At 66.3% G+C, this 17583-nt stretch carries 19 protein-coding genes and 1 other RNA gene; 10 read left to right on the forward strand and 10 right to left on the reverse strand.

Features of this window, described 5'->3' with window-relative positions; genetic code table 11:
* Nucleotides 1-19: 19 nt before the first annotated feature.
* Nucleotides 20-814 (reverse strand): TPM domain-containing protein, encoded by a 795-nt coding sequence (locus tag KBZ13_RS05810; RefSeq protein ID WP_255007733.1) that lies wholly within the window; start codon nucleotides 812-814, stop codon nucleotides 20-22.
* A gap of 170 nt (nucleotides 815-984) precedes the next feature.
* Between KBZ13_RS05810 and KBZ13_RS05815 the strand changes: the two genes are divergently transcribed.
* Nucleotides 985-2109: a class I SAM-dependent methyltransferase gene (locus KBZ13_RS05815; protein WP_255007338.1), complete on the forward strand. Its 1125-nt coding sequence runs from the start codon at nucleotides 985-987 to the stop codon at nucleotides 2107-2109.
* On the opposite strand, the gene aroB is transcribed toward KBZ13_RS05815, so the two are convergent.
* The 3 genes from aroB to KBZ13_RS05830 are packed head-to-tail and all read right to left on the reverse strand — an operon-like array spanning nucleotide 2102 to nucleotide 5774.
* Nucleotides 2102-3220 carry a 3-dehydroquinate synthase gene (aroB, locus tag KBZ13_RS05820; RefSeq protein ID WP_255007341.1) on the reverse strand — a complete coding sequence of 373 codons (1119 nt, stop codon included), beginning with the start codon at nucleotides 3218-3220 and terminating at the stop codon, nucleotides 2102-2104. The genes KBZ13_RS05815 and aroB overlap by 8 nt on opposite strands.
* The gene (locus KBZ13_RS05825; RefSeq protein WP_255007343.1) at nucleotides 3217-4491 is read right to left on the reverse strand and encodes a mechanosensitive ion channel family protein; all 1275 of its coding nucleotides are present in this window, start codon (nucleotides 4489-4491) and stop codon (nucleotides 3217-3219) included. The genes aroB and KBZ13_RS05825 overlap by 4 nt, the downstream gene beginning before the upstream one ends.
* Entirely contained in the window at nucleotides 4488-5774 is a 1287-nt protein-coding gene (locus tag KBZ13_RS05830) for an ABC transporter substrate-binding protein (RefSeq protein ID WP_255007345.1), read from the reverse strand. The genes KBZ13_RS05825 and KBZ13_RS05830 overlap by 4 nt, the downstream gene beginning before the upstream one ends.
* Before the next feature lie 40 nt (nucleotides 5775-5814).
* Between KBZ13_RS05830 and KBZ13_RS05835 the strand changes: the two genes are divergently transcribed.
* The 4 genes from KBZ13_RS05835 (at nucleotide 5815) to KBZ13_RS05850 (ending at nucleotide 8984) form a co-directional block, all read left to right on the forward strand.
* Nucleotides 5815-6696: a carbohydrate ABC transporter permease gene (locus tag KBZ13_RS05835; RefSeq protein WP_255007346.1), complete on the forward strand. Its 882-nt coding sequence runs from the start codon at nucleotides 5815-5817 to the stop codon at nucleotides 6694-6696.
* A gap of 103 nt (nucleotides 6697-6799) precedes the next feature.
* Nucleotides 6800-8047 carry a 5-(carboxyamino)imidazole ribonucleotide synthase gene (locus KBZ13_RS05840; protein ID WP_255007348.1) on the forward strand — a complete coding sequence of 416 codons (1248 nt, stop codon included), beginning with the start codon at nucleotides 6800-6802 and terminating at the stop codon, nucleotides 8045-8047.
* A 15-nt stretch (nucleotides 8048-8062) separates the two neighbouring features.
* A non-coding RNA gene (gene ssrS, locus KBZ13_RS05845) (6S RNA) lies at nucleotides 8063-8244 on the forward strand.
* A gap of 113 nt (nucleotides 8245-8357) precedes the next feature.
* On the forward strand, nucleotides 8358-8984 hold the full coding sequence (locus KBZ13_RS05850) for a hypothetical protein (protein WP_255007350.1): 627 nt from the start codon (nucleotides 8358-8360) through the stop codon (nucleotides 8982-8984).
* Nucleotides 8985-9048: 64 nt separating this feature from the next.
* Here the strand turns inward: KBZ13_RS05850 and KBZ13_RS05855 are convergent, their stop codons facing one another.
* On the reverse strand, nucleotides 9049-10875 hold the full coding sequence (locus tag KBZ13_RS05855; RefSeq protein ID WP_255007352.1) for a GGDEF domain-containing protein: 1827 nt from the start codon (nucleotides 10873-10875) through the stop codon (nucleotides 9049-9051).
* Between the two features lie 102 nt (nucleotides 10876-10977).
* Nucleotides 10978-11259 (reverse strand): DUF2103 domain-containing protein, encoded by a 282-nt coding sequence (locus KBZ13_RS05860; RefSeq protein WP_255007354.1) that lies wholly within the window; start codon nucleotides 11257-11259, stop codon nucleotides 10978-10980.
* 65 nt (nucleotides 11260-11324) lie between these two features.
* Between KBZ13_RS05860 and KBZ13_RS05865 the strand changes: the two genes are divergently transcribed.
* The gene (locus KBZ13_RS05865) at nucleotides 11325-11669 is read left to right on the forward strand and encodes a hypothetical protein (RefSeq protein WP_255007356.1); all 345 of its coding nucleotides are present in this window, start codon (nucleotides 11325-11327) and stop codon (nucleotides 11667-11669) included.
* Here KBZ13_RS05865 and clpS read toward each other — a convergent pair.
* Complete coding sequence (gene clpS, locus KBZ13_RS05870) at nucleotides 11666-11971, reverse strand: ATP-dependent Clp protease adapter ClpS (protein WP_255007358.1); 306 nt, start codon at nucleotides 11969-11971, stop codon at nucleotides 11666-11668. The two genes, KBZ13_RS05865 and clpS, sit on opposite strands and share 4 nt — an antisense overlap.
* Nucleotides 11972-12034: 63 nt before the next feature.
* Here clpS and petN point away from each other — a divergent pair, with 63 nt between their 5' ends.
* Genes petN through KBZ13_RS05885 form a run of 3 tightly spaced genes read left to right on the forward strand, consistent with a single transcriptional unit; the run spans nucleotide 12035 to nucleotide 13731 of the window.
* Complete coding sequence (petN, locus tag KBZ13_RS05875) at nucleotides 12035-12136, forward strand: cytochrome b6-f complex subunit PetN (protein WP_255007360.1); 102 nt, start codon at nucleotides 12035-12037, stop codon at nucleotides 12134-12136.
* Nucleotides 12137-12175: 39 nt separating this feature from the next.
* Nucleotides 12176-12322, forward strand: coding sequence for a hypothetical protein (locus KBZ13_RS05880; RefSeq protein ID WP_255007362.1), 147 nt, complete (start codon nucleotides 12176-12178; stop codon nucleotides 12320-12322).
* A gap of 8 nt (nucleotides 12323-12330) precedes the next feature.
* Nucleotides 12331-13731 carry a hypothetical protein gene (locus KBZ13_RS05885; RefSeq protein WP_255007364.1) on the forward strand — a complete coding sequence of 467 codons (1401 nt, stop codon included), beginning with the start codon at nucleotides 12331-12333 and terminating at the stop codon, nucleotides 13729-13731.
* Here the strand turns inward: KBZ13_RS05885 and psb29 are convergent.
* On the reverse strand, nucleotides 13694-14470 hold the full coding sequence (gene psb29 / locus KBZ13_RS05890) for a photosystem II biogenesis protein Psp29 (RefSeq protein WP_255007372.1): 777 nt from the start codon (nucleotides 14468-14470) through the stop codon (nucleotides 13694-13696). The genes KBZ13_RS05885 and psb29 overlap by 38 nt on opposite strands.
* Nucleotides 14471-14548: 78 nt before the next feature.
* Between psb29 and clpP the strand changes: the two genes are divergently transcribed.
* Complete coding sequence (gene clpP / locus KBZ13_RS05895; protein ID WP_255007374.1) at nucleotides 14549-15139, forward strand: ATP-dependent Clp endopeptidase proteolytic subunit ClpP; 591 nt, start codon at nucleotides 14549-14551, stop codon at nucleotides 15137-15139.
* Between the two features lie 81 nt (nucleotides 15140-15220).
* Here clpP and ftsH read toward each other — a convergent pair whose 3' ends face one another.
* Entirely contained in the window at nucleotides 15221-17164 is a 1944-nt protein-coding gene (gene ftsH, locus KBZ13_RS05900; RefSeq protein WP_255007375.1) for an ATP-dependent zinc metalloprotease FtsH, read from the reverse strand.
* Nucleotides 17165-17229: 65 nt separating this feature from the next.
* Nucleotides 17230-17517: a DUF1830 domain-containing protein gene (locus KBZ13_RS05905; protein ID WP_255007376.1), complete on the reverse strand. Its 288-nt coding sequence runs from the start codon at nucleotides 17515-17517 to the stop codon at nucleotides 17230-17232.
* Nucleotides 17518-17583: the final 66 nt, after the last annotated feature.

Raw genomic sequence — 17583 nt, forward strand, 5'->3', positions numbered from 1 at the left:
TTTCGCTCGCCGGCAACGCTCAGCTTTCGCTTGGCCTGCTGGTTCCGACCGTTCGCTGGGCAATCAGGTAGGCCACCACGGCCGCCGTCACGAAGCCCAGGGAGTTGCGCAGCACCGGCAGCAGCTCAGGGGTTCGGGTGATCACAGGGCCAAGTCCCAGGGCGACGAACAGGATCCCCCACAGGGGCGAGAGCAGCAGCATCCAGGCCCAGGCGATCCGCTCCCCTGGCTTGCGCGGGAAGGCGGCGATGCCCGCCACCACGCCCCCCAGCAACGAGGAGCAGAAGGTGAGGATCCACTGCTCCCGTGGCAGGCCCGGCACCACCTGGCAGCCGCCCCGCTCCAGGCAGGTCTCCACGGCCGTCAGGGCCGCGACGATCGCTCCGTCCTCGCCGTGGTCGCGCACGTAGTACTGGTTGCCGTAGCGGGTCTGAAGTTCCACCCAGAAGGTGCGCGGCATCAGGGCGAACAGGGCATCGCCCACATTGAAATTGAGCAGGTTGCCGCCGCGGGGGTCGGCCACCACCAGCAGGCTGCGCTCATCGAGGTTCCAGAAATCCTTCACCGCCAGTCCTGGGGTGCGCTCGTACTGGGTCAGCACCCGGAGCTTCCAGCCGTTGGCCTGCTCGAAGGCCGTGAGCTGGTCCTCGAGGCTGGCGCGCTCGGCCTCGCTCAGGGCCCGGGCCAGGTCAATCACCGGTGTGGGGTGATCCGGCAGCAGTTGGGGGTTATCGGCGGCCAGGGCAGCCGGCGTGAGCACAGGCGCCAGCAGCACCAGGGCCAGGCTCAGCAGGGCAGGGGCCACCAGGGCCATCAGGCGAGCGAGCCAGGGATGACTGGCTCGGAGGGATTGGCCCATGCGCCTGCTGCGATGATCCTGCATTCTCTCTGACCCCCCTGCCCGAGCGCGTCCCCCCCGAGGGCACCACCGAGGAGACCGTCCCGGACTGGCTGCGCCAGCGTCTGACCGCAGCCGGTTCGGACGTGCCCTTCAGCTCCTACATGGCCTGGGTGCTCCACGATCCGGAGCACGGGGCCTACGGCGCTGGCAGGTTGCGGATCGGCCCCGGGGGTGATTTTGCCACCGCGCCCTCCCTGGGGCCGGCCTTCGCTGAACTGCTGGCCCCCCAACTGGCCGACTGGCTGGAGGGTCTGGCCCGGGCGGTGCCAACTGGACCCCTGGCCCTGGTGGAGGCGGGACCCGGCGAGGGCCAGCTGGCCCTGGATCTTGCGGGCGCGCTGGCCCAGCGCTGGCCGGGCTTGACGGAGCGGCTGGAGCTTGTGCTGGTGGAGCCCAATCCAGGCATGGCCAGCCGCCAGCGCCAGCGGCTGGCGGCCTGCCCGCTGCCGGTGCGCTGGAGCTCCTTCGAGCAGTTGGCGGAGCGGCCCGTACGCGGGGTGGTGCTGGCCCATGAGGTGCTCGACGCCCTGGCGGTGGAGCGCTTTGAGCACCACCAGGGCCACTGGTGCCGCCAGCGGGTGCGGCTTGCCGGCGGCGGCCTGGAGCTGCTGGCGTCCGAACCCCTCAGCCCCGTTGAGCTGGAAGCCCTGGCCGATCTGGGCCTTGCCGAGCCGGGCGCCGGGCGCCCCGAGGGTTGGTGCAGTGAGTTGCACAGCGGCCTGGGCCCCTGGATGGCCGGCTGCGGGTCCGCCCTGGCCAGCGGTTGGTTGCTGGTGATCGATTACGCCCTGGAGGCCTGGCGTTACTACGCGCCCGCGCGCTCGGCCGGCACCTTGATGGCCTACCGGGGCCAGCGCGCCCAGGCCGATCCCCTGCTGGATCCAGGCGCCTGGGACCTCACCGCCCACCTCTGCACCGACAGCCTCGAGCGGGCGGCGCTGGGAGCCGGATGGCAGCCCCTGGGCCAATGCCGCCAGGGGGAAGCGCTGTTGGCGCTGGGGTTGGCCCAGGCCCTCCACGGCCTATCCACAGCTGATGAAGGCCTGGCCTTGGCCGAGCGCCTGGCTCGACGGGAGGCGCTGCTGCGGCTGGTGGATCCCGCCGCCCTGGGGGACTTCCGCTGGCTGGCCTATGGCCGAGACCTGCCTGCGGAGCGCGACTCCCAGTCGGCCCCGCCGTTGTTTCTGCGGGAGCCGCCCCTCAGCTGAACGAGCTCAGCACCTGACGGATCAGGGCAGGGTCCACATCATCGCGGATCTCGACCTGGCCGATCGCCGTGGGCAGCACGAAGCGCACCTGTCCGTCGCGCACCTTCTTGTCGCTCTGCAAGCTGCTGAGCACGGCTTCTGGATCCAGGCGCGGCAAGGCGAGGGGCAGCCCCGCCTTGGCGATCAGGGCCCGTTGGCGTTCCTGATCAGCGTGGCTCCAGAGGCCCGAGGCCACGGCGATGGCGCCGGCCGCCAGCATCCCCAGCCCCACGGCTTCCCCGTGCCGGAAGGTGCCGTAGCCGCTGAGGTTTTCGATCGCATGGCCGAGGGTGTGGCCGTAGTTGAGGACCGCCCGCAGACCGCCTTCCCGCTCATCGGCGGCCACCACCCGGGCCTTGGCGGCGGCGGAGCGCTCCAGCAGCCGCTGGAGCAGGGCGGGCTCGACGGCCTCCAGTCGGGAGAGGTCGGTAGCCGCCTCCAACTCGCTGAACAGCTCCGGATCGCCGATCACCCCGTACTTGATCACCTCCGCCATGCCCGAGCGGAATTCCCGCTCCGGCAGGGTGGCGAGGGTGCCTGTGTCGATCAGCACCAGGCGGGGCTGATGGAAGGCGCCGATCAGGTTCTTGCCGCCGGGGTGGTTCACCCCGGTCTTGCCGCCGATGGCCGCATCCACCATCGCCAGCAAGGTGGTGGGCACCTGCACCACGGCGATGCCCCGCAGCCAGGTGGCGGCGGCAAATCCCGCCATGTCGCCCACCACGCCGCCGCCTAAGGCGACGATCGCCGAGCTGCGCTCCAGATGGGCGCCAAAGGCGGCGTCGTGGATCAGCCCCACGGTGGCGGGGGTTTTCTGCTCCTCGCCGGCCTCCACCACTGTGGTGCTCACCTGGAAGCCGGCCCGCTCGAGGCTGGCGCGCACCGGATCGCCGTAGAAGCCCTCCACCAGCGGATTGCTCACCAGCAGCACCTTGGTGCCCACCTTCAGGCCCGCTTCCGCCATCCGGGCACCCAGCTGATCCAGCCCCCCGGCCCCCAGATGGATCGGGTAGGGGTTGGCCGCCAGGGCCACGGGGATCGTGCGCAGGGGGGCGGAGGCGGTGCGGGTCACGGACGTTCGGGGCTGGTCGCTTGCGGGCCAGTCTGCTCACGCCCTGGCGGCCATTGGTGCTCCGCTTGCGGGTGCAGCACCAGTTGCGGGAAGGGAATCTCGATGCCCTGCTGCTTGAAGCCATGCCAGATGGCGTTAGCGACCTCGCTGCAGATGCCGACGTTGTCCATCGGAGCGTCGATCCAGAAGCGCACGGCGTAATTGATCGAGGAGTCGCCGTAGCTCAGCAACAGCCCCTTGGGCGCCGGGTCGGCCAGCACGCGGCTGCAACCGCTGGCGGTGGCCTCCAGCAGCCCGATCACCGCCTCCGGATCCTGGTGGTAGGCCGCCGATACCAGCACCTGGCTGCGGCGCAGGCTGTCGCTGCCGGTGTAGGTGGTGGTGGTAGTGGTGAAGAAGGTCTGGTTGGGGATCACCAGCTCGGCGTTGTCACGGTTGCGCCAGAGCACCGCCGCCCGCAGCCCCAGGCTGCGCACCTCGCAGGAGTCGCCGTCGATGATCAGCACCTCCCCGGGGCGAACGGACCCCTCCACCAGGAGCCACAGGCCACTGACGAAGTTGGAGAACACCTCCTTGATGCCGAAGCCCAGGCCCACCGAGAGGCCCCCGGCGATGGCCAGGATCGCGTTGCCTCTGATTCCCAGGTGATCAATCACCAGCAGGATGCCGAAGCCCACCAGCAGGTAGCGGATCATCAGCTCCATCGCCCGCCGGCCGCTCTCGCTGATGCCGATGCTGCGCTGCACCACCCACGCCAGCCAGATCGCCGGCAGTCCCGAGGCGGTGACGAGCAGATACAGGGTGGCCGTGGCCGCAAACAGTTGCCCCAGATTGATCGGGGCTCCGAAGAAGACACCCAGGGGAATCACGCCGAGGTCGTTGACGCTGTCGAGCCGCCGGATCAAGCCCAGGGCGGCGGCGATGAAGAAGGCCGGCTTGATCACCTGGGTGTACAGGCTCTGTACCACGCGCCGCTCCAACCGCCGCAGCAGCAGCACCCGCAGCACCTCCAGCAGGATCCAGAGCGCCTGAAGCCCGGCGAAGAACAGCACCAGGCCGAAGGGTTGGCCCAGCAGCGCCAGCAGGGCGGCCAGGAGCAGGATCAGCGCCAGCTTGAGCAGATCGAACTGGATGATCGAGCGCCGCCAGCGGGGCAGCAGGGCCAGATGCAGGGAGATCACGATCCCCAGCCAGCCCGCCAGCTGCAGCACCACCGAGAGGCGCTGCAGGTAGCCGAACCAGCCGCTGATCTCGTAGAGGAACTGGTTCATGGGCGCTGGGCCAGGCGCTGCGTCAGCATCTCGATCGCCTGGGGGCCATCGGCGGCGCCGAAGATCATTGAGGTGAGCACCTCACGGAGCAGGGCCTCGCGCGGATCCCCCTCGATCAGGTTGACGTTGAAGAGGTCGTAGGCCTGCGACTGGGCCATGCCCTTCTCCAGGGCAGCCAGCACCCGGGAGCTGGTGACCGGCACATTCACATAGCGGTTCACCGGCAGGGCATCGTCGCTGCTCAAGGTGGCGGCCCGCTGCACCAGGGGATTGACGCTGAACTCCGCCAGGGCCTGGCTGATGCGGCGCTGCTCCGGGCTGGAGTCCCGTCCGAAGGCCCAGACCCGCAGCCGGGCGATCGGACTGGCCTGCCCCTCGGGCCCCGATGGCAGCGGGGCCACCCCGAGCCGTGGGCCCATCTCCCTCTGCAGGCGCGCCAGATGGCGGCTGCGGCAGGCGATCCAGGCCAGATCCCCCTTGACCAGAGCGCCCAGCAGATCGTCGGTGCTGCCGTAGAAGGTGACCCGTTGCTGGTCACTGGCCTGGTCAAGCCAGCTGAGCCAGCGCAGCAGCCCCGCTCGATCGGCGGGAAGCAGCTTGGCCGGTGTGACCGAGGTCTTCTCCGGGGCCAGCAGGCGTTGCAGGGCCGTGGTCGCCCCGAGGCCGCCGGCGCTCCAGTAGAGGTCGACCGGTTCAAGGGACAGTCCGATCGGGATGCCCCGGGCGCTGACCTTCAACAACTCCTCAAGGGTCTGGGGAGCCTTTTTCAGCACTTTGCGGTCGTAGCAAGCCACCTGGGGCTGGCTGAAAACGGGGAGCGCCGCCCAGCCTCCCTTGGTCCGGAAGCCGCGCAGCATCGTTGGCTCCACCTGGGAGCTGACGGCCTGCGGCAGCTGCACCGTCCGGGTCATGCCGGCGCTGTGCATGGCCAGGGCCGAGCTGCCGTTCACCAGCATCAGGTCGGGGCCCAGACCCGTGCGGTCGCGACGGGTGACCTCAGCCTGCACCTGGGTTTCAGGGAAGAACAGCAGCTGCACCCCCACCTTCGGATGGATCAGCCGGAAATCCTTGATGAATTGGCCCAGCTGGGAACGGAGGTGTCCGTCCGGCCCTTGTTTGGTCTGGTTACCGGAGCTGAGACCGATGTAGAGGTACACCGTTCCCGCCAGCTCACCGCTGCCTGGGCTGTTTGGGGCCGAGCAGGCCGCCAGGGCCAAGGGCACCACCAGGGCCGCCATGGCACGGGTGAAGCGGCTGAGCTGGATCTGTCGGGGGGCGTTCACGCCGTCAGGGTAGATAGCCTGCCCGAAGTCGTCTTTTCCCATGGCCCCGGCCCGAGCCACCCTCACCGCCTGGGGTTTTCTGGCTCCGGGCCTGGTGCTGATCGGTCTCTCGGTGCTGCTCCCGGCGCTGATGGCGCTGGTGATGAGCTTCAGCCAGAGCGGTCTCGATGTGAGCGAGCCCCTGCGGTTCGTGGGCCTGGCCAACCTTCGCCGGCTGGCCCACGACCCGATGTTCTTCCGGGTGCTGGGAACAACGTTCCTCTATCTGGTCGGGGTGGTGCCGCCGATCGTGCTCGGTTCCCTCGCCCTGGCGGTGCTGGTCAACCGACAGCTCCCCGGCATTCATCTGTTTCGTGGGGCCTTCTACACACCCGTGCTGGTGTCGATCGTGGTGGCGGCGATCGCTTTCCGTTGGCTCTACGCCGAAAACGGTCTCCTCAACGGCTGGCTCAGCGCCCTGCTGGGGGAGCGCTTCCATCCGATCGGTTTTCTCAGCGATCCACGTCTGGCCCTGCCCTCGGTGATGCTGGTGACCCTCTGGAAGGGTCTGGGCTATTTCATGGTGATCTTCCTGGCGGGCCTCCAGGGCATCTCTCCGGAGTTGTACGAAGCCGCCTCCCTCGATGGCAGCGAGGGTTGGCGCCGCCACCTGGACATCACCCTGCCGTTGCTGCGCCCCTACATCACCCTGGTGGCGGTGATCTCGGCGATTTCGGCCACCAAGGTGTTCGAGGAGGTTTTCCTGATGACCCAAGGCGGCCCGGCCGATGGCACCCGAACCCTCGTCTATTACGTCTACGACCAGGCGTTCTCCGAATTGGAGATCAGCTATGCCTGCACCGTTGGGCTTGCCCTGTTCGTGATCGTTCTGCTGCTGAGCCTGGTGCGTTTCCTGGCCGCAGGAGAGAAGGGGCTCACCTGATGCCAGGGGCCAGGGCCCAGGAGGCCAGGGGCGTGGGTCAGGGGAGTGAGCGGCATCGGATGGCAAGCTGGGCCACTTCAAGCGTGGCGACTGAGGTGGGGCGTTGAGCGCTGAATCCGGCACCCCATCCAGCGATCCAGTGTTCCATGCCCCCGTGGCCATCGGGATTGTGGGGGGCGGCCAGCTGGCCCTGATGCTCGCCGAGGCCGCCGCCGAACTGGGGGTGGAGCTGCATGTGCAGACCCCCTCGGCGGACGATCCTGCCGCCGCCCTGGCGGCTGTCGTGGTGCAGGCCGATTGCGGGGATGCGGCGGCGACCCGCCGGCTGGGGGCGCACTGCCGGGCGATCAGCTTCGAGAACGAATGGGTGGACCTGGAGGCCCTGGCCCCCCTGGCGGCCGAGGGTCTGGTGTTTCGCCCCAGCCTGGCGGCGCTGGAGCCCCTGGTGAACAAGCGTCGTCAGCGGGAGCTGCTGGAACGCCTGCATCTGCCTTCCCCCCGCTGGCTGCCGTTGGAGCGCCTGATCGAACCCCTGCCGTTGGAAGACATCCCCCCACCGATCACCGCCGACCCAGTGGAGCCGCGGCCGGTCTTCGACCTTGGCTTTCCATTGATGGCGAAGGCCTCCACCGGTGGCTACGACGGCAAGGGCACCCTGGTGATCCCTGATCCCGCGGCACTGGAGGAGTTGCTGGAGCGGGTGGATCCCACCGAGTGGATCCTCGAGGAGTTCGTCAGCTTCGACCAGGAGCTTGCCCTGGTGGCCTGCCGGGATGGCCAGGGTCAGGTGGCCTGGTTCCCCTTGGCCCGCACCCATCAGCACCAGCACGTGTGCGACTGGGTGCTGGCACCCGCCTCGGTGGACCAGGCTGTTGAGGCCCTGGCCCGCAATGTGGCCGCTTCGATCCTGGCCAGCCTCGACTATGTCGGTGTGCTCTCGATCGAGTTCTTCTATGGGCCGGGTGGACTGGTGGTGAACGAGCTGGCGCCTCGCACCCACAATTCCGGCCACTTCACGATCGAGGCCTGCCGGACCAGTCAGTTCGCCCAGCAGGTGCGAATCGTCAGCGGTGACAACGTGGCAGACATCGACTTCGATGGGCCCGGAGCCCTGATGGTCAACCTGCTCGGCATCGAGCAGAGCGCAGAAGAGGAGGCCGAGCGGCGAACGGCCCTGGCGATGCTGAACGGTGCCCACCTGCACTGGTACGGGAAGCGGGAGCCCAGGCCCGGGCGCAAGCTGGGGCACCTGACCGTGCTGCTGCAGGCCGCCACCCCGGCCGAACTGGAGCTCGAGGCCGATCGGCGTTTGGCGGAGATTCGTTCGATCTGGCCCTTGCCTCCAGCTTAAGCCCCCTAGGATGTGCTCGGACTGCTGTGTTGGTCACTGCCTTCTACAGTTTTCTGATCTGACTCCCTTTTCGACTTGGGGGGTCTGTCGCGACGGCGACGTAGGCCGGCCTTGAGCCGGAAACGAAACCCCGCTTTGACCCCCCTTCTGGTTCATCCAGGTCGGAATCTGGGGCAGAACGGCATGGCGGTCCACCCCTTTCTTGAATCAGCCCGCAGAAGGTGCCTGATGGGCCGCTACCTGACAGCGCTGATCGCTTCGCAGCCACCCCACTAAGGTCGTAGGCACGTGCTGCAGGCATGATTCGCTGATGCCGACCAGCCGTTCGAAGCTCCGCTCCGAGCGATTCCGCTACGGCTGGATCAGTCTGCTGATCGGGGCGCTGCTCACCGTTCTGATCGTGGCCAACGCGGCGCACGAACGGCGCGTGGGCAACACCCAGATTGCTGATGACAGCCTGTGGATGCTCTGGTCACCGGCCATCTTTGCCGTGGCGGGGGTGGTGTTCATCGCTCGGGGACTGGCGCTCGAGAACTCCCTCAAGCACCTACCCACTTTCAGGCGGCCCCGGCGGCCGCAGTTGTTCAAGCCTCGGCCGAAGGCTGATCCCCCTTCCGAGCGAGGCCGCAGGCGGCAAGCCAAGCCGGCCGCCGCCCGAGCAGAAACGGCCGAAGCGGAGGCCACTGAAGCGGCATCCAGAAGCTCACCTCCCCCGGCGGCGGCGCCAGAGGCAAGGGAGATTCCCCTTGATGATCGTTACCGCCAGGCCTGCGCGGAATTGGGGGTCGAGCCCGGCACCGATTGGATGGTGATTCGGGCAATCTGGCGCCGAAAGCTCCAGAGCTGGCACCCCGACCAGGGGGGAGACCACGAGGTCTGGTTGCGCAAGACCGCCGCCTACACCCTGCTCGAGGCCTGGGAACAGTTCAAGGCCTGAGCCGTTGGCAGGTTGATGGCCATCGACCGCAGGCCCGGTTGGACCGTTGCCTGTGCGCAGAGGATCAGGCCTTGATCACCTGATCTCGCCCCTGGCGTTTGGCCTCAAGCAGGGCCAGATCACTGCGGATCAGCAGGGATTCGCTGGTGTCTTCCTCCCGGCGCCACTCCGCCACCCCCAGGCTGATCGTGATCTTCACCATGCCCTTTTCAGCGGGGATGCGCACGTCCTTGACCATGGCGCGGATGGACTCGGCCACCCGCAGGCCGGCGCTGATGGTGGAGCCGAAGAGCAGCACAACGAATTCCTCCCCCCCGGTGCGGCAGAGCATGTCGGTTCCGCGCAGCCGCGAGCGCACCACCTCCACCAGGGCGACCAGCACCTGATCACCCACGTCGTGGCCGTAGGTGTCGTTGACGGTCTTGAAGAAATCGATGTCCATGGCGATGGCACAGATCCCGGCTCCAGAGCGTTTGCCGCGCAGGATCTCTTCGTTGAGGCGACGGAACAATTCGCGGCGGTTGAAGCAGCCGGTCAAGGGATCAATCGTGGTGAGCCGCTCCAATTCCTGCTCCCTGGCTTCCAGGGCCTTGTTGGTGCTCTGCAGGCTGTTGGTCAGTCGATTGATGTCTTCGCCACGCTGGTTCACGATCAGCGCGAGGTCCTGAAGTTCAGTCACCAGGGAGAGCTTCAGCTCGGGCAGGTGTTGCGTGTTGAGAGGCCCACCACTGCCGATGTCGATCAAGGGGCTGAGCATCAGTGTGAACTGGTTGTCGATGAAGCGTGCAAATACCTCACTGAGGAAGGAGCCAAGTATCAGAATCCAAGCCAGAGTGCCAAGGAAGCGGGCACTGGCCATTTGCAATTCGAGCACATTGTTGGCGGCAGTTTCCACCACGAAAACAGTGAACTCCTTGACCACACCATTGATCTCATAGGCGTTGAAGCTCTGCCTGCGGGCCCAGTAGCTCTGCACCCACCGCTTCATCTCCGGCATCGGTTGGCGCGGGGAGATCAGTTGAAGTCCATCAGCCCTGGCTGTGCTCAAAACAGGTTGCTTGTAGTCGCTGCGAAGATCCTTGAACAGTTCTCGATTGGAGCTGTAATGAACTCCTTCGTTTGAGTTCACTTCAAAGTTGATATCGTGCTGTGTACTGATCGGATTATCGACCAAGCGCTCATTGCTTTTCACATTCTTGATGATTACATCCGAGGCAATATTGAGCCTCTCCAGGACACCGTCCTGAACGCTGCTCACCAGTTCGTGGCTGCTCATCACCGTGATGATCAGGCTCGGCACGGCAATCGACAGAAAGGTGATCGCCAGAATCAGATCTTTTAAGGAGAGTCCCCGTTCCTCGCCCACGGGAGCCATGGTCTTGATCGCCAAAAAGATGGCAAAAGCGATCGCGGTGTTGAGCACCCCATTCACCCCCTGCTTGAGGGCGGCCAGGGTCGTGTTCGCCAGGTCGATGCCGATCACCTGGTGGTACAGCAGGAACACCAGCGGGGCCCCCAGCACCAGCCAGTAGAGAACGTCGCCCACCACGACATGGCCATAGCGGCTGTGGCCGTCCCGTCGCAGGATCGTGTTCACCGCCACGGTGAGCCAGATGATTTCGGCGGTGAAAGTGAGCACGGCCCAGCCGTGGCCCCACAACGTGATCGTGGCAAGGGAGGCGATCACAGCGATCGGGATCGCCCGCCCCCCCCCACCCAGCAGCAACACCAGCACCGGAACAATGGAGCCGAGCAGCAGATGAACGCCGAATAGCAGCGGAATCGGCTGAAGGTTGAGGCCGAAACTCACCAATCCCAGGACCACCACCAGCAGCAACTGGCCTGGCGCCGTGCGCCAGCGATTGGGTGGATGGGGTGGGCTCGTTGCCATGGTTCTGCCGGGAGGCCGAGCCGACCCGTGGGGACGTTCCAGCAAGTACCTGTTTTAGCGGATGATCTCTTGACTGACTGGGGCTGTTGTTGTCCTTCTCCGCTAGGGCCGGTTCAACAGCCGAGCCAGGCCTTCCTCCAACTGCTCGGCGCTCCAGGAGCCGATCACGAACACTTCCTGGGCTGAATGACCGCGGCGGGCGATGAGCTTGTGGCCCCCTTGAATCGTTGTTGAAACCCGAAGTCGCAACTGATCCGAGCGTCCCTTCACCCGAGCGATCACGGCAGGGGTGATCGTGTCGATGCCCGGTTCGGAGGCCAAGGCCTTGAGCACCGGGATGAGACCCTCGATGTAGGTGCTGTGGGTGATCACCACCCGCCCCATTGGTTTGCCTCAGCAGGCTCCCAGCCTAGAAAGTCTGCCAACATGGTTCCCCCTGCCGCACCGTGATGCCTGCAGATGGCCAGGGTTCAGCCGATCACTCTCCAGCCGACCGCCCGAGCACCGGTCCTGGCGCTGCTGAGCAAGATCCAGCGAAGCGGCGTTCCGAAGGCCCCAGGAGTTGCGCTGATGTTGCAGGAACGCTCGATCGGCGGGCCATTGCCGAGCGCCTCAGCAACGTTCTGGGAGTGCCCGTGGAGGTGGTGAGCCGTCGGGACCCCGTGCGTCATCGCGTCAGTGGTCTGGCGGTCTGCTCCGGGAAGGTGCTGAGCTACGTCATCGATGCCCAGGCCCGCACCGTGGCCACCCGCAACTTGCTTCAGCTCACCCGCCGCAGCCGCGAGGCGGCTTAGGCCCGCTCGAGGGGGGCCATGGTCAGTCCCTCCAGGCTGAGTTGCTGGTGGTACAGCTCGGCCTGCTCCATCGGCCCGCTCCACACCACCGCCGACCCCTGGGAATCAATCCTCTGGGCCAGTTTCCAGGCCTGGTCGGGCCCCATGGCGGGGATGTAGCGCACGAGGCAGTCGACCACGTGCTGGAAGGTGTTGACGTCGTCATCCAGCACCACCACGTTGTAGGTGGGGTAGGGCTCCTGCAGTCGGCGGCGCTCCAGCACCGGTTGGCCGCGGCTGGGGGAGGCGCTCTGCTGGATCATGACTCGGTTCGCACCGCCACCAAGCCTAGGTACAATGGCAAGGTTGATCGATCCGATGGCGCCATGTTGATCTCCCTGGGCTGGGCTTCTCTGGCGGCGGTGTTCACCCTCTCGATTGCCTTCGTGGTCTGGGGCCGCAACGGTGACGGCAGCATCAATTTCTGAGTTTCGCCAACGAGGGCTGCGCCCGCATCGAGGATGCCGATGAGCGAGCTGCAGTTCAACACAGTTCTCGCCAGCCTGGCCGCCCTTCTGCTGATCTTTGTCAGCGGTGGCGTGATCTACCTCTCCACGGTCGAGTGGCGTGACCGGCGCCGCCGCAATCGCCCTGATGCCAAGCGGCGCTCCTGAGGCCCGCCATGGTTCAACCCTCGGTGGCCGGCCTGGCCGGCCGCCTCCGTCGTTCCTCTCCGCCTTTTCCCGCCGCCCTCACGGCCACGGTCACGGCACTGCTGCTGTTGGCTCCGGGACTTTGGCTCGGCCATCACCCCCGTCCCCAGGCCCAGGGTCTGGAGCGGATCCTGGGCGCTGCGGCCTTGCTGCAGAGCTTTCCGGCCGATGCGCGGCGCCCGGCCCCAGGGCTGTGGGTCCAGCGCCTGGGACCTGATGCGTCCCGGCGGCTCTGGAAGCGGCAGCGGGGCAATTGGTGGCAGTTCTGGGGGCGCCATGGCGACGAAGGGCTCTACCTGGTTCTGCCCGCCGACAGCTTCAGGGCCGCCGCCGTTGAGGTTCCCGCCGGCAGTTTGCGCGTGGATGATCTGGTGGTGCTGGCCCCGGACCCGCTGGCGGCCGGCTTGCTCAAGGAACCCCTGGCCTTGAAACGACGCCAGCCCCGGGGCCTGGAGCAACGCTGCGTGGGCGAGTTGCAGAGCCAGCAAGCCGTCTACTGGACCGACACGGCCCTGGGACAGATGCTGGGGCCACTGTCCTCGCTGCTGCAAAGCTTTCAGCAAGGCTGCCTGCAACTTGGCGGTCAGGGCGCCACGCTCAGCTGGCAAGGGGAGACCTCCTCCGCCCCTGGCCTCGGGAGTCGCCAGCCGGCCCCCCTGGGCGCGATCCAACCACCCGCCCCCCTGGCGGAGAACCTGTTGCTCGAGATTCGCGGCGAGCGGCTTGATCTACTGCTGGCGGATCTGCTCAATCGCCAGATGATCCGTGAGCCCCTGGCCAGTCGCTATGGCATCGGCGATCGCCAGCTGACCCTGCTGCGGGGCACGCCGTTCCTGTTGCGCCTCAAACCCCAGGCCACAGGTCCGTTCCAGGCCTCCCTTGAACTGCAGCTGGCCGTGGGGGACCAACGCTCCCAATGGGCGGCACTGCTGGCCCCGCTGCGCAAGGCACTGCTTGATCAGGGGCTCGGGGAGTCCAGCCCCCAGATCCGCTCCGCCAGCAGCCCGTCGGTGCTGCCCACCAGTTCCTGGAAGCGGGATGACGGCACGGTGGTGGGGGGCTGGCGCTGGCTGAGCCCGGCGACGAGCCGTCAGCCCCAACTGCTGTTTTTCCTGGGCCCCGAACCAGCGCTGGCTGGAAGCAGCCTCCCCTGGCCTGATGCCCGGCCCCAGGGTGACGTGGCTCTGGACCTTCGTCTCCGCCCCGCCGCCCTGGAGGCCCTGGGCCTGCTGCCCGCGGATCTGCCGCTGCTGGTGCGCCGTTCTGATCAGTTGAGCCTGATCAGCGGCGCTGTGGGAGGGGTTGGCCGTGGCGGCGGCCGCTCAGCCAGCCTCAGCGGCTCTCTGCGGCTGCCGTCTCGCTTTCGCTGATATCCTCTCCCGCAGGGGCTTCAGCTGCGTTCGAGGTGCCTGTGGGGCCATCGGCGAGATCAGGGAGTTCCGCTTCGGCGCTGGCGGCCCGTTCACGGCGGCGGCGCTCGGCGGCCAGGGTCTCCTCCATCATTTCCACCGCCTGGGCCATGCGCTCAAGGTTGGAGCTGTAGAGCCCCAGATCCTTATCGACACGGCCACGGATCAGGCCCATCGCTTCGGCCACCCCGTGGGCTGCCTGGCGCAGGGCTTCCGGCTCCAGAGCCTCAGACCCCTTGGCCTGCTCCAGCAGGCTGAGCAGCCCCACGGCCACCAGACGTGAGTAGTGAAAATCCGGCCTCTGAATACTGGCGAGGGCGCTCCCCAGCGGCTCGGGGGCCCCTTCCCCCTGGTGATCCAGCCATGAGGTCACCGTTTCCAGGTCGTGGTCACCGATGGCCGCCACCGCCGCCTGCCGCTGCCGGCGCAGGTGGCTGGCGTCGAAGCCGGAGGAGGCGCAGATGGCCTGAAACAGGGGTTCCATCTGTTCCGGGGGGCGGTACCCCCGGGCGAATTCGTCGAACACCTGGACCAGCCCGGAGGCGAACAGGGCATCCGGCTGGAATCCCTTCTGGTGGCTGAGCAGATGCAGCTCCACCAGCAACTCATCGACGAGACGCCGGTAGAGGGGAGCAATCACATGGGGGAAGGCGCCATGGAAGGCGCGCTTGCTGTCGGACACGGTGAGACTTGCGCTCACACTTCTCGGGCTAGTGGTTGTTGGACCCTAGCGCTCACGGGGCTCGTTAGGATCGATCCTGCTGTTGCCTCCCTGCCCATGATCCCGATCGTGATCGAAGAGTCCGGCCGGGGCGAGCGCGCGTTCGACATCTACTCACGGCTGCTCCGGGAGCGGATCATCTTCCTGGGGGAACCGGTCACCGCTGAGTCGGCGAACCGGATCGTGGCCCAGCTGCTGTTCCTTGAGGCGGAAGACCCCGACAAGGACATCTTCCTCTACATCAATTCACCCGGCGGCTCCGTCTACGACGGCCTGGGCATCTTCGACACCATGCAGCACATCAAGCCTGATGTGCAGACCGTCTGCGTCGGCCTGGCGGCCAGCATGGGTGCTTTCCTGCTCAATGCCGGTGCCAAGGGCAAGCGCAGCAGCCTGCACCACTCGCGGATCATGATCCACCAACCCCTGGGTGGGGCCCGCGGCCAGGCCAGCGACATCCGCATCCAGGCCGATGAAATTCTTTATCTCAAGGACAAGCTCAACAGGGAGCTATCCGAGCGCACCGGCCAGGACCTGGAGCGCATCCAACAGGACACGGACCGGGATTTCTTCATGTCTCCCCATGAAGCTCAGGCCTACGGTCTGATCGACAAGGTGATCGAAAAGCGGCCGATCCGCCCGGTCTGAGCAGCAAATTCAAATAATCTAAAGAACGTTCAACATTGAATTGAACGTTCTTTATTGAAAGGTTTTGTGCTTCTTACAGGCTCAGCTGGCTGAGCTGCCGATCAACGGGGAGTAACGATCCTTTTCGGGGATGTCGGCGAACTCGGAGACGATGGCCCTGAACTCATCGCCATCGAGGGTTTCCTTTTCGATTAGCAGCTCCACCAGCCGGTCCATGGCTTCGCGGTGCTCGGCCACAAGTTTCAGGGTTGCTTGGTAGGACTCTTGAACGATGCCACGCACCGCCTCGTCGATCTTGCTGGTGATCGAATCGGAGGCATCGCTGCGGGTCATCAGATCGCGTCCCAGAAACACCTCCTGATTACCGGCCTCAAGGGAGACCGGGCCTAGATCGCTCATGCCGAAACGGGTCACCATCTGGCGTGCCATTGAAGCCACCTGCTGGATGTCGCCGCCGGCTCCGGTGGTCACTTCAGCGTGACCGAAGACCACATCCTCGGCGGCTCGGCCCCCCAGGGCCCCCATGATCCGGGCCTTCAGTTGGGCACGGCTCACCAGCATCTGCTCCTCGTCAGGGGAGAACCAGGTGAGACCCTGGGCCTGGCCACGGGGAATCAAGGTGACCTTCTGCACCGGGTCGTGGTGCTTGACCAGGGTTCCCACCAGGGCATGGCCGACCTCGTGATACGCGATCAGGCGCTTGCTGCGACCGTCGGTGAGGGGCTTGCCCTCCATGCCGGCGATCACTCGATCCACGGCGTCGTCAATTTCGGCAAGGGTCGTGGCCTCCTTGCGCCGGCGGGCGGTGAGGATCGCCGCCTCGTTCAGCAGGTTCGCCAGGTCGGCGCCGGTGAACCCAGGGGTGCGGCGGGCCACCGCTTCGAGTGATACGTCGGCGGCCAGCTTCTTGTTGCGCGCGTGCACGTTGAGAATCGAAAGCCGTCCTTTGATGTCCGGGGCATCCACGCCCACCTGACGGTCGAAGCGGCCTGGACGCATCAGCGCCGAATCGAGCACGTCGGCGCGGTTGGTGGCGGCAATGATGATGATGCCGCTGTTCCCCTCAAAGCCATCCATCTCGGTGAGAAGTTGGTTGAGGGTCTGCTCGCGCTCGTCGTTGCCGCCACCGATGCCAGCACCCCGCTGGCGGCCCACGGCGTCGATTTCATCGATGAAGATCAGGCAGGGGCTGTTCTCCTTGGCCCGCTTGAACAGATCGCGCACGCGGCTGGCGCCGACGCCAACGAACATCTCCACGAATTCGGAGCCCGACAAGGAGAAGAAAGGCACCCCGGCCTCTCCGGCAATCGCTTTGGCCAGCAGTGTTTTGCCCGTACCCGGCGGGCCCACCAGCAGCACACCCTTGGGGATCTTGGCGCCCACGGAGGTGAAACGCTCGGGGGTCTTCAGGAACGTGACCACCTCCTGCAGATCCTGTTTGGCCTCCTCCACGCCGGCCACATCGTCGAATTTGACCCCGGTGTCCGCCTCCATGGCGAAACGGGCCTTGGTCTTGCCGAATTGCATAGCCTGGCCGGGGCCCCCGGGCATGCCGGAGGAGCGGCGGGCCAGGAAGATCAACGCACCGATCAGCAGCAGGGGGAAGAGCAGGTTGCCGGCGATCCCCAATAGGGGCGGCGTGGTGCGGGGCGGGTGCACGTCGAAACTGATGCCTTGATCCTTGAACTGGTTGATCAGATCGGGGGAGAGGCCGGGTAGATCTACGCGCAGTCGCTGCACGCGATTGTCCAGGTCGGGATCGATCGCCTCCACGACGGCGCTGCGGCCTCCCTCGTAGACATCCACCGCGGTGACCCGGCCGGCCTCGATGTAGTCAAGGAAGCGTCCGTAACTCATCCGAGCCACGGCGGTGTTGCGGGCGGCCACTCGGGCACTGCCGGCGCTGGGATTGCCACCGGGAGTGAATCGAGCGAGTCCCCCCTGGCCCAGCAGCTGCCAACCGAGAAAGACCGCTACGGCGAGCGGGAGCAGCCAAAGGGCGATCAGGCGCCAGCGCTGGTTCATGGAGAGGGCTGATTTTGCTGAACTTTAAGAGCCCCTCCGCCGCCGCTGTGGTGGGCTGGTCTCGATCAGCTCCGCAGTCCGCCCACCACTTCGCCACTGACACTCTCTTCAAGGCTGGGGGCTTCGCTCTCCGGTGCTTCGATCGTCAGATCCACCGCCTCGAGGGATTCCAGCAGGCTGGGCCCTCCCAGGTCGTAGGTCCAGATTTCCACCACGCAGCCTTCGGGTGCATTGAAGCTCAGCAGTTCGAAGGGAAAGACCACCCGTTCCAGGTAGAACTCCTGGGGCCCGCAGCAGCGGATGATCACCATGCGGTCGCTGGAGTTGCGATAACCGCACGAAAGCAGCGCCAAGGGATGATCCTCATCAGGGTTCGACCATCTAGCCACCAAGGCTGAACATGCTTGGTGACGAGTTTG

This window comes from Cyanobium sp. ATX 6F1, assembly GCF_024346315.1.
Lineage (GTDB): Bacteria > Cyanobacteriota > Cyanobacteriia > PCC-6307 > Cyanobiaceae > ATX-6F1.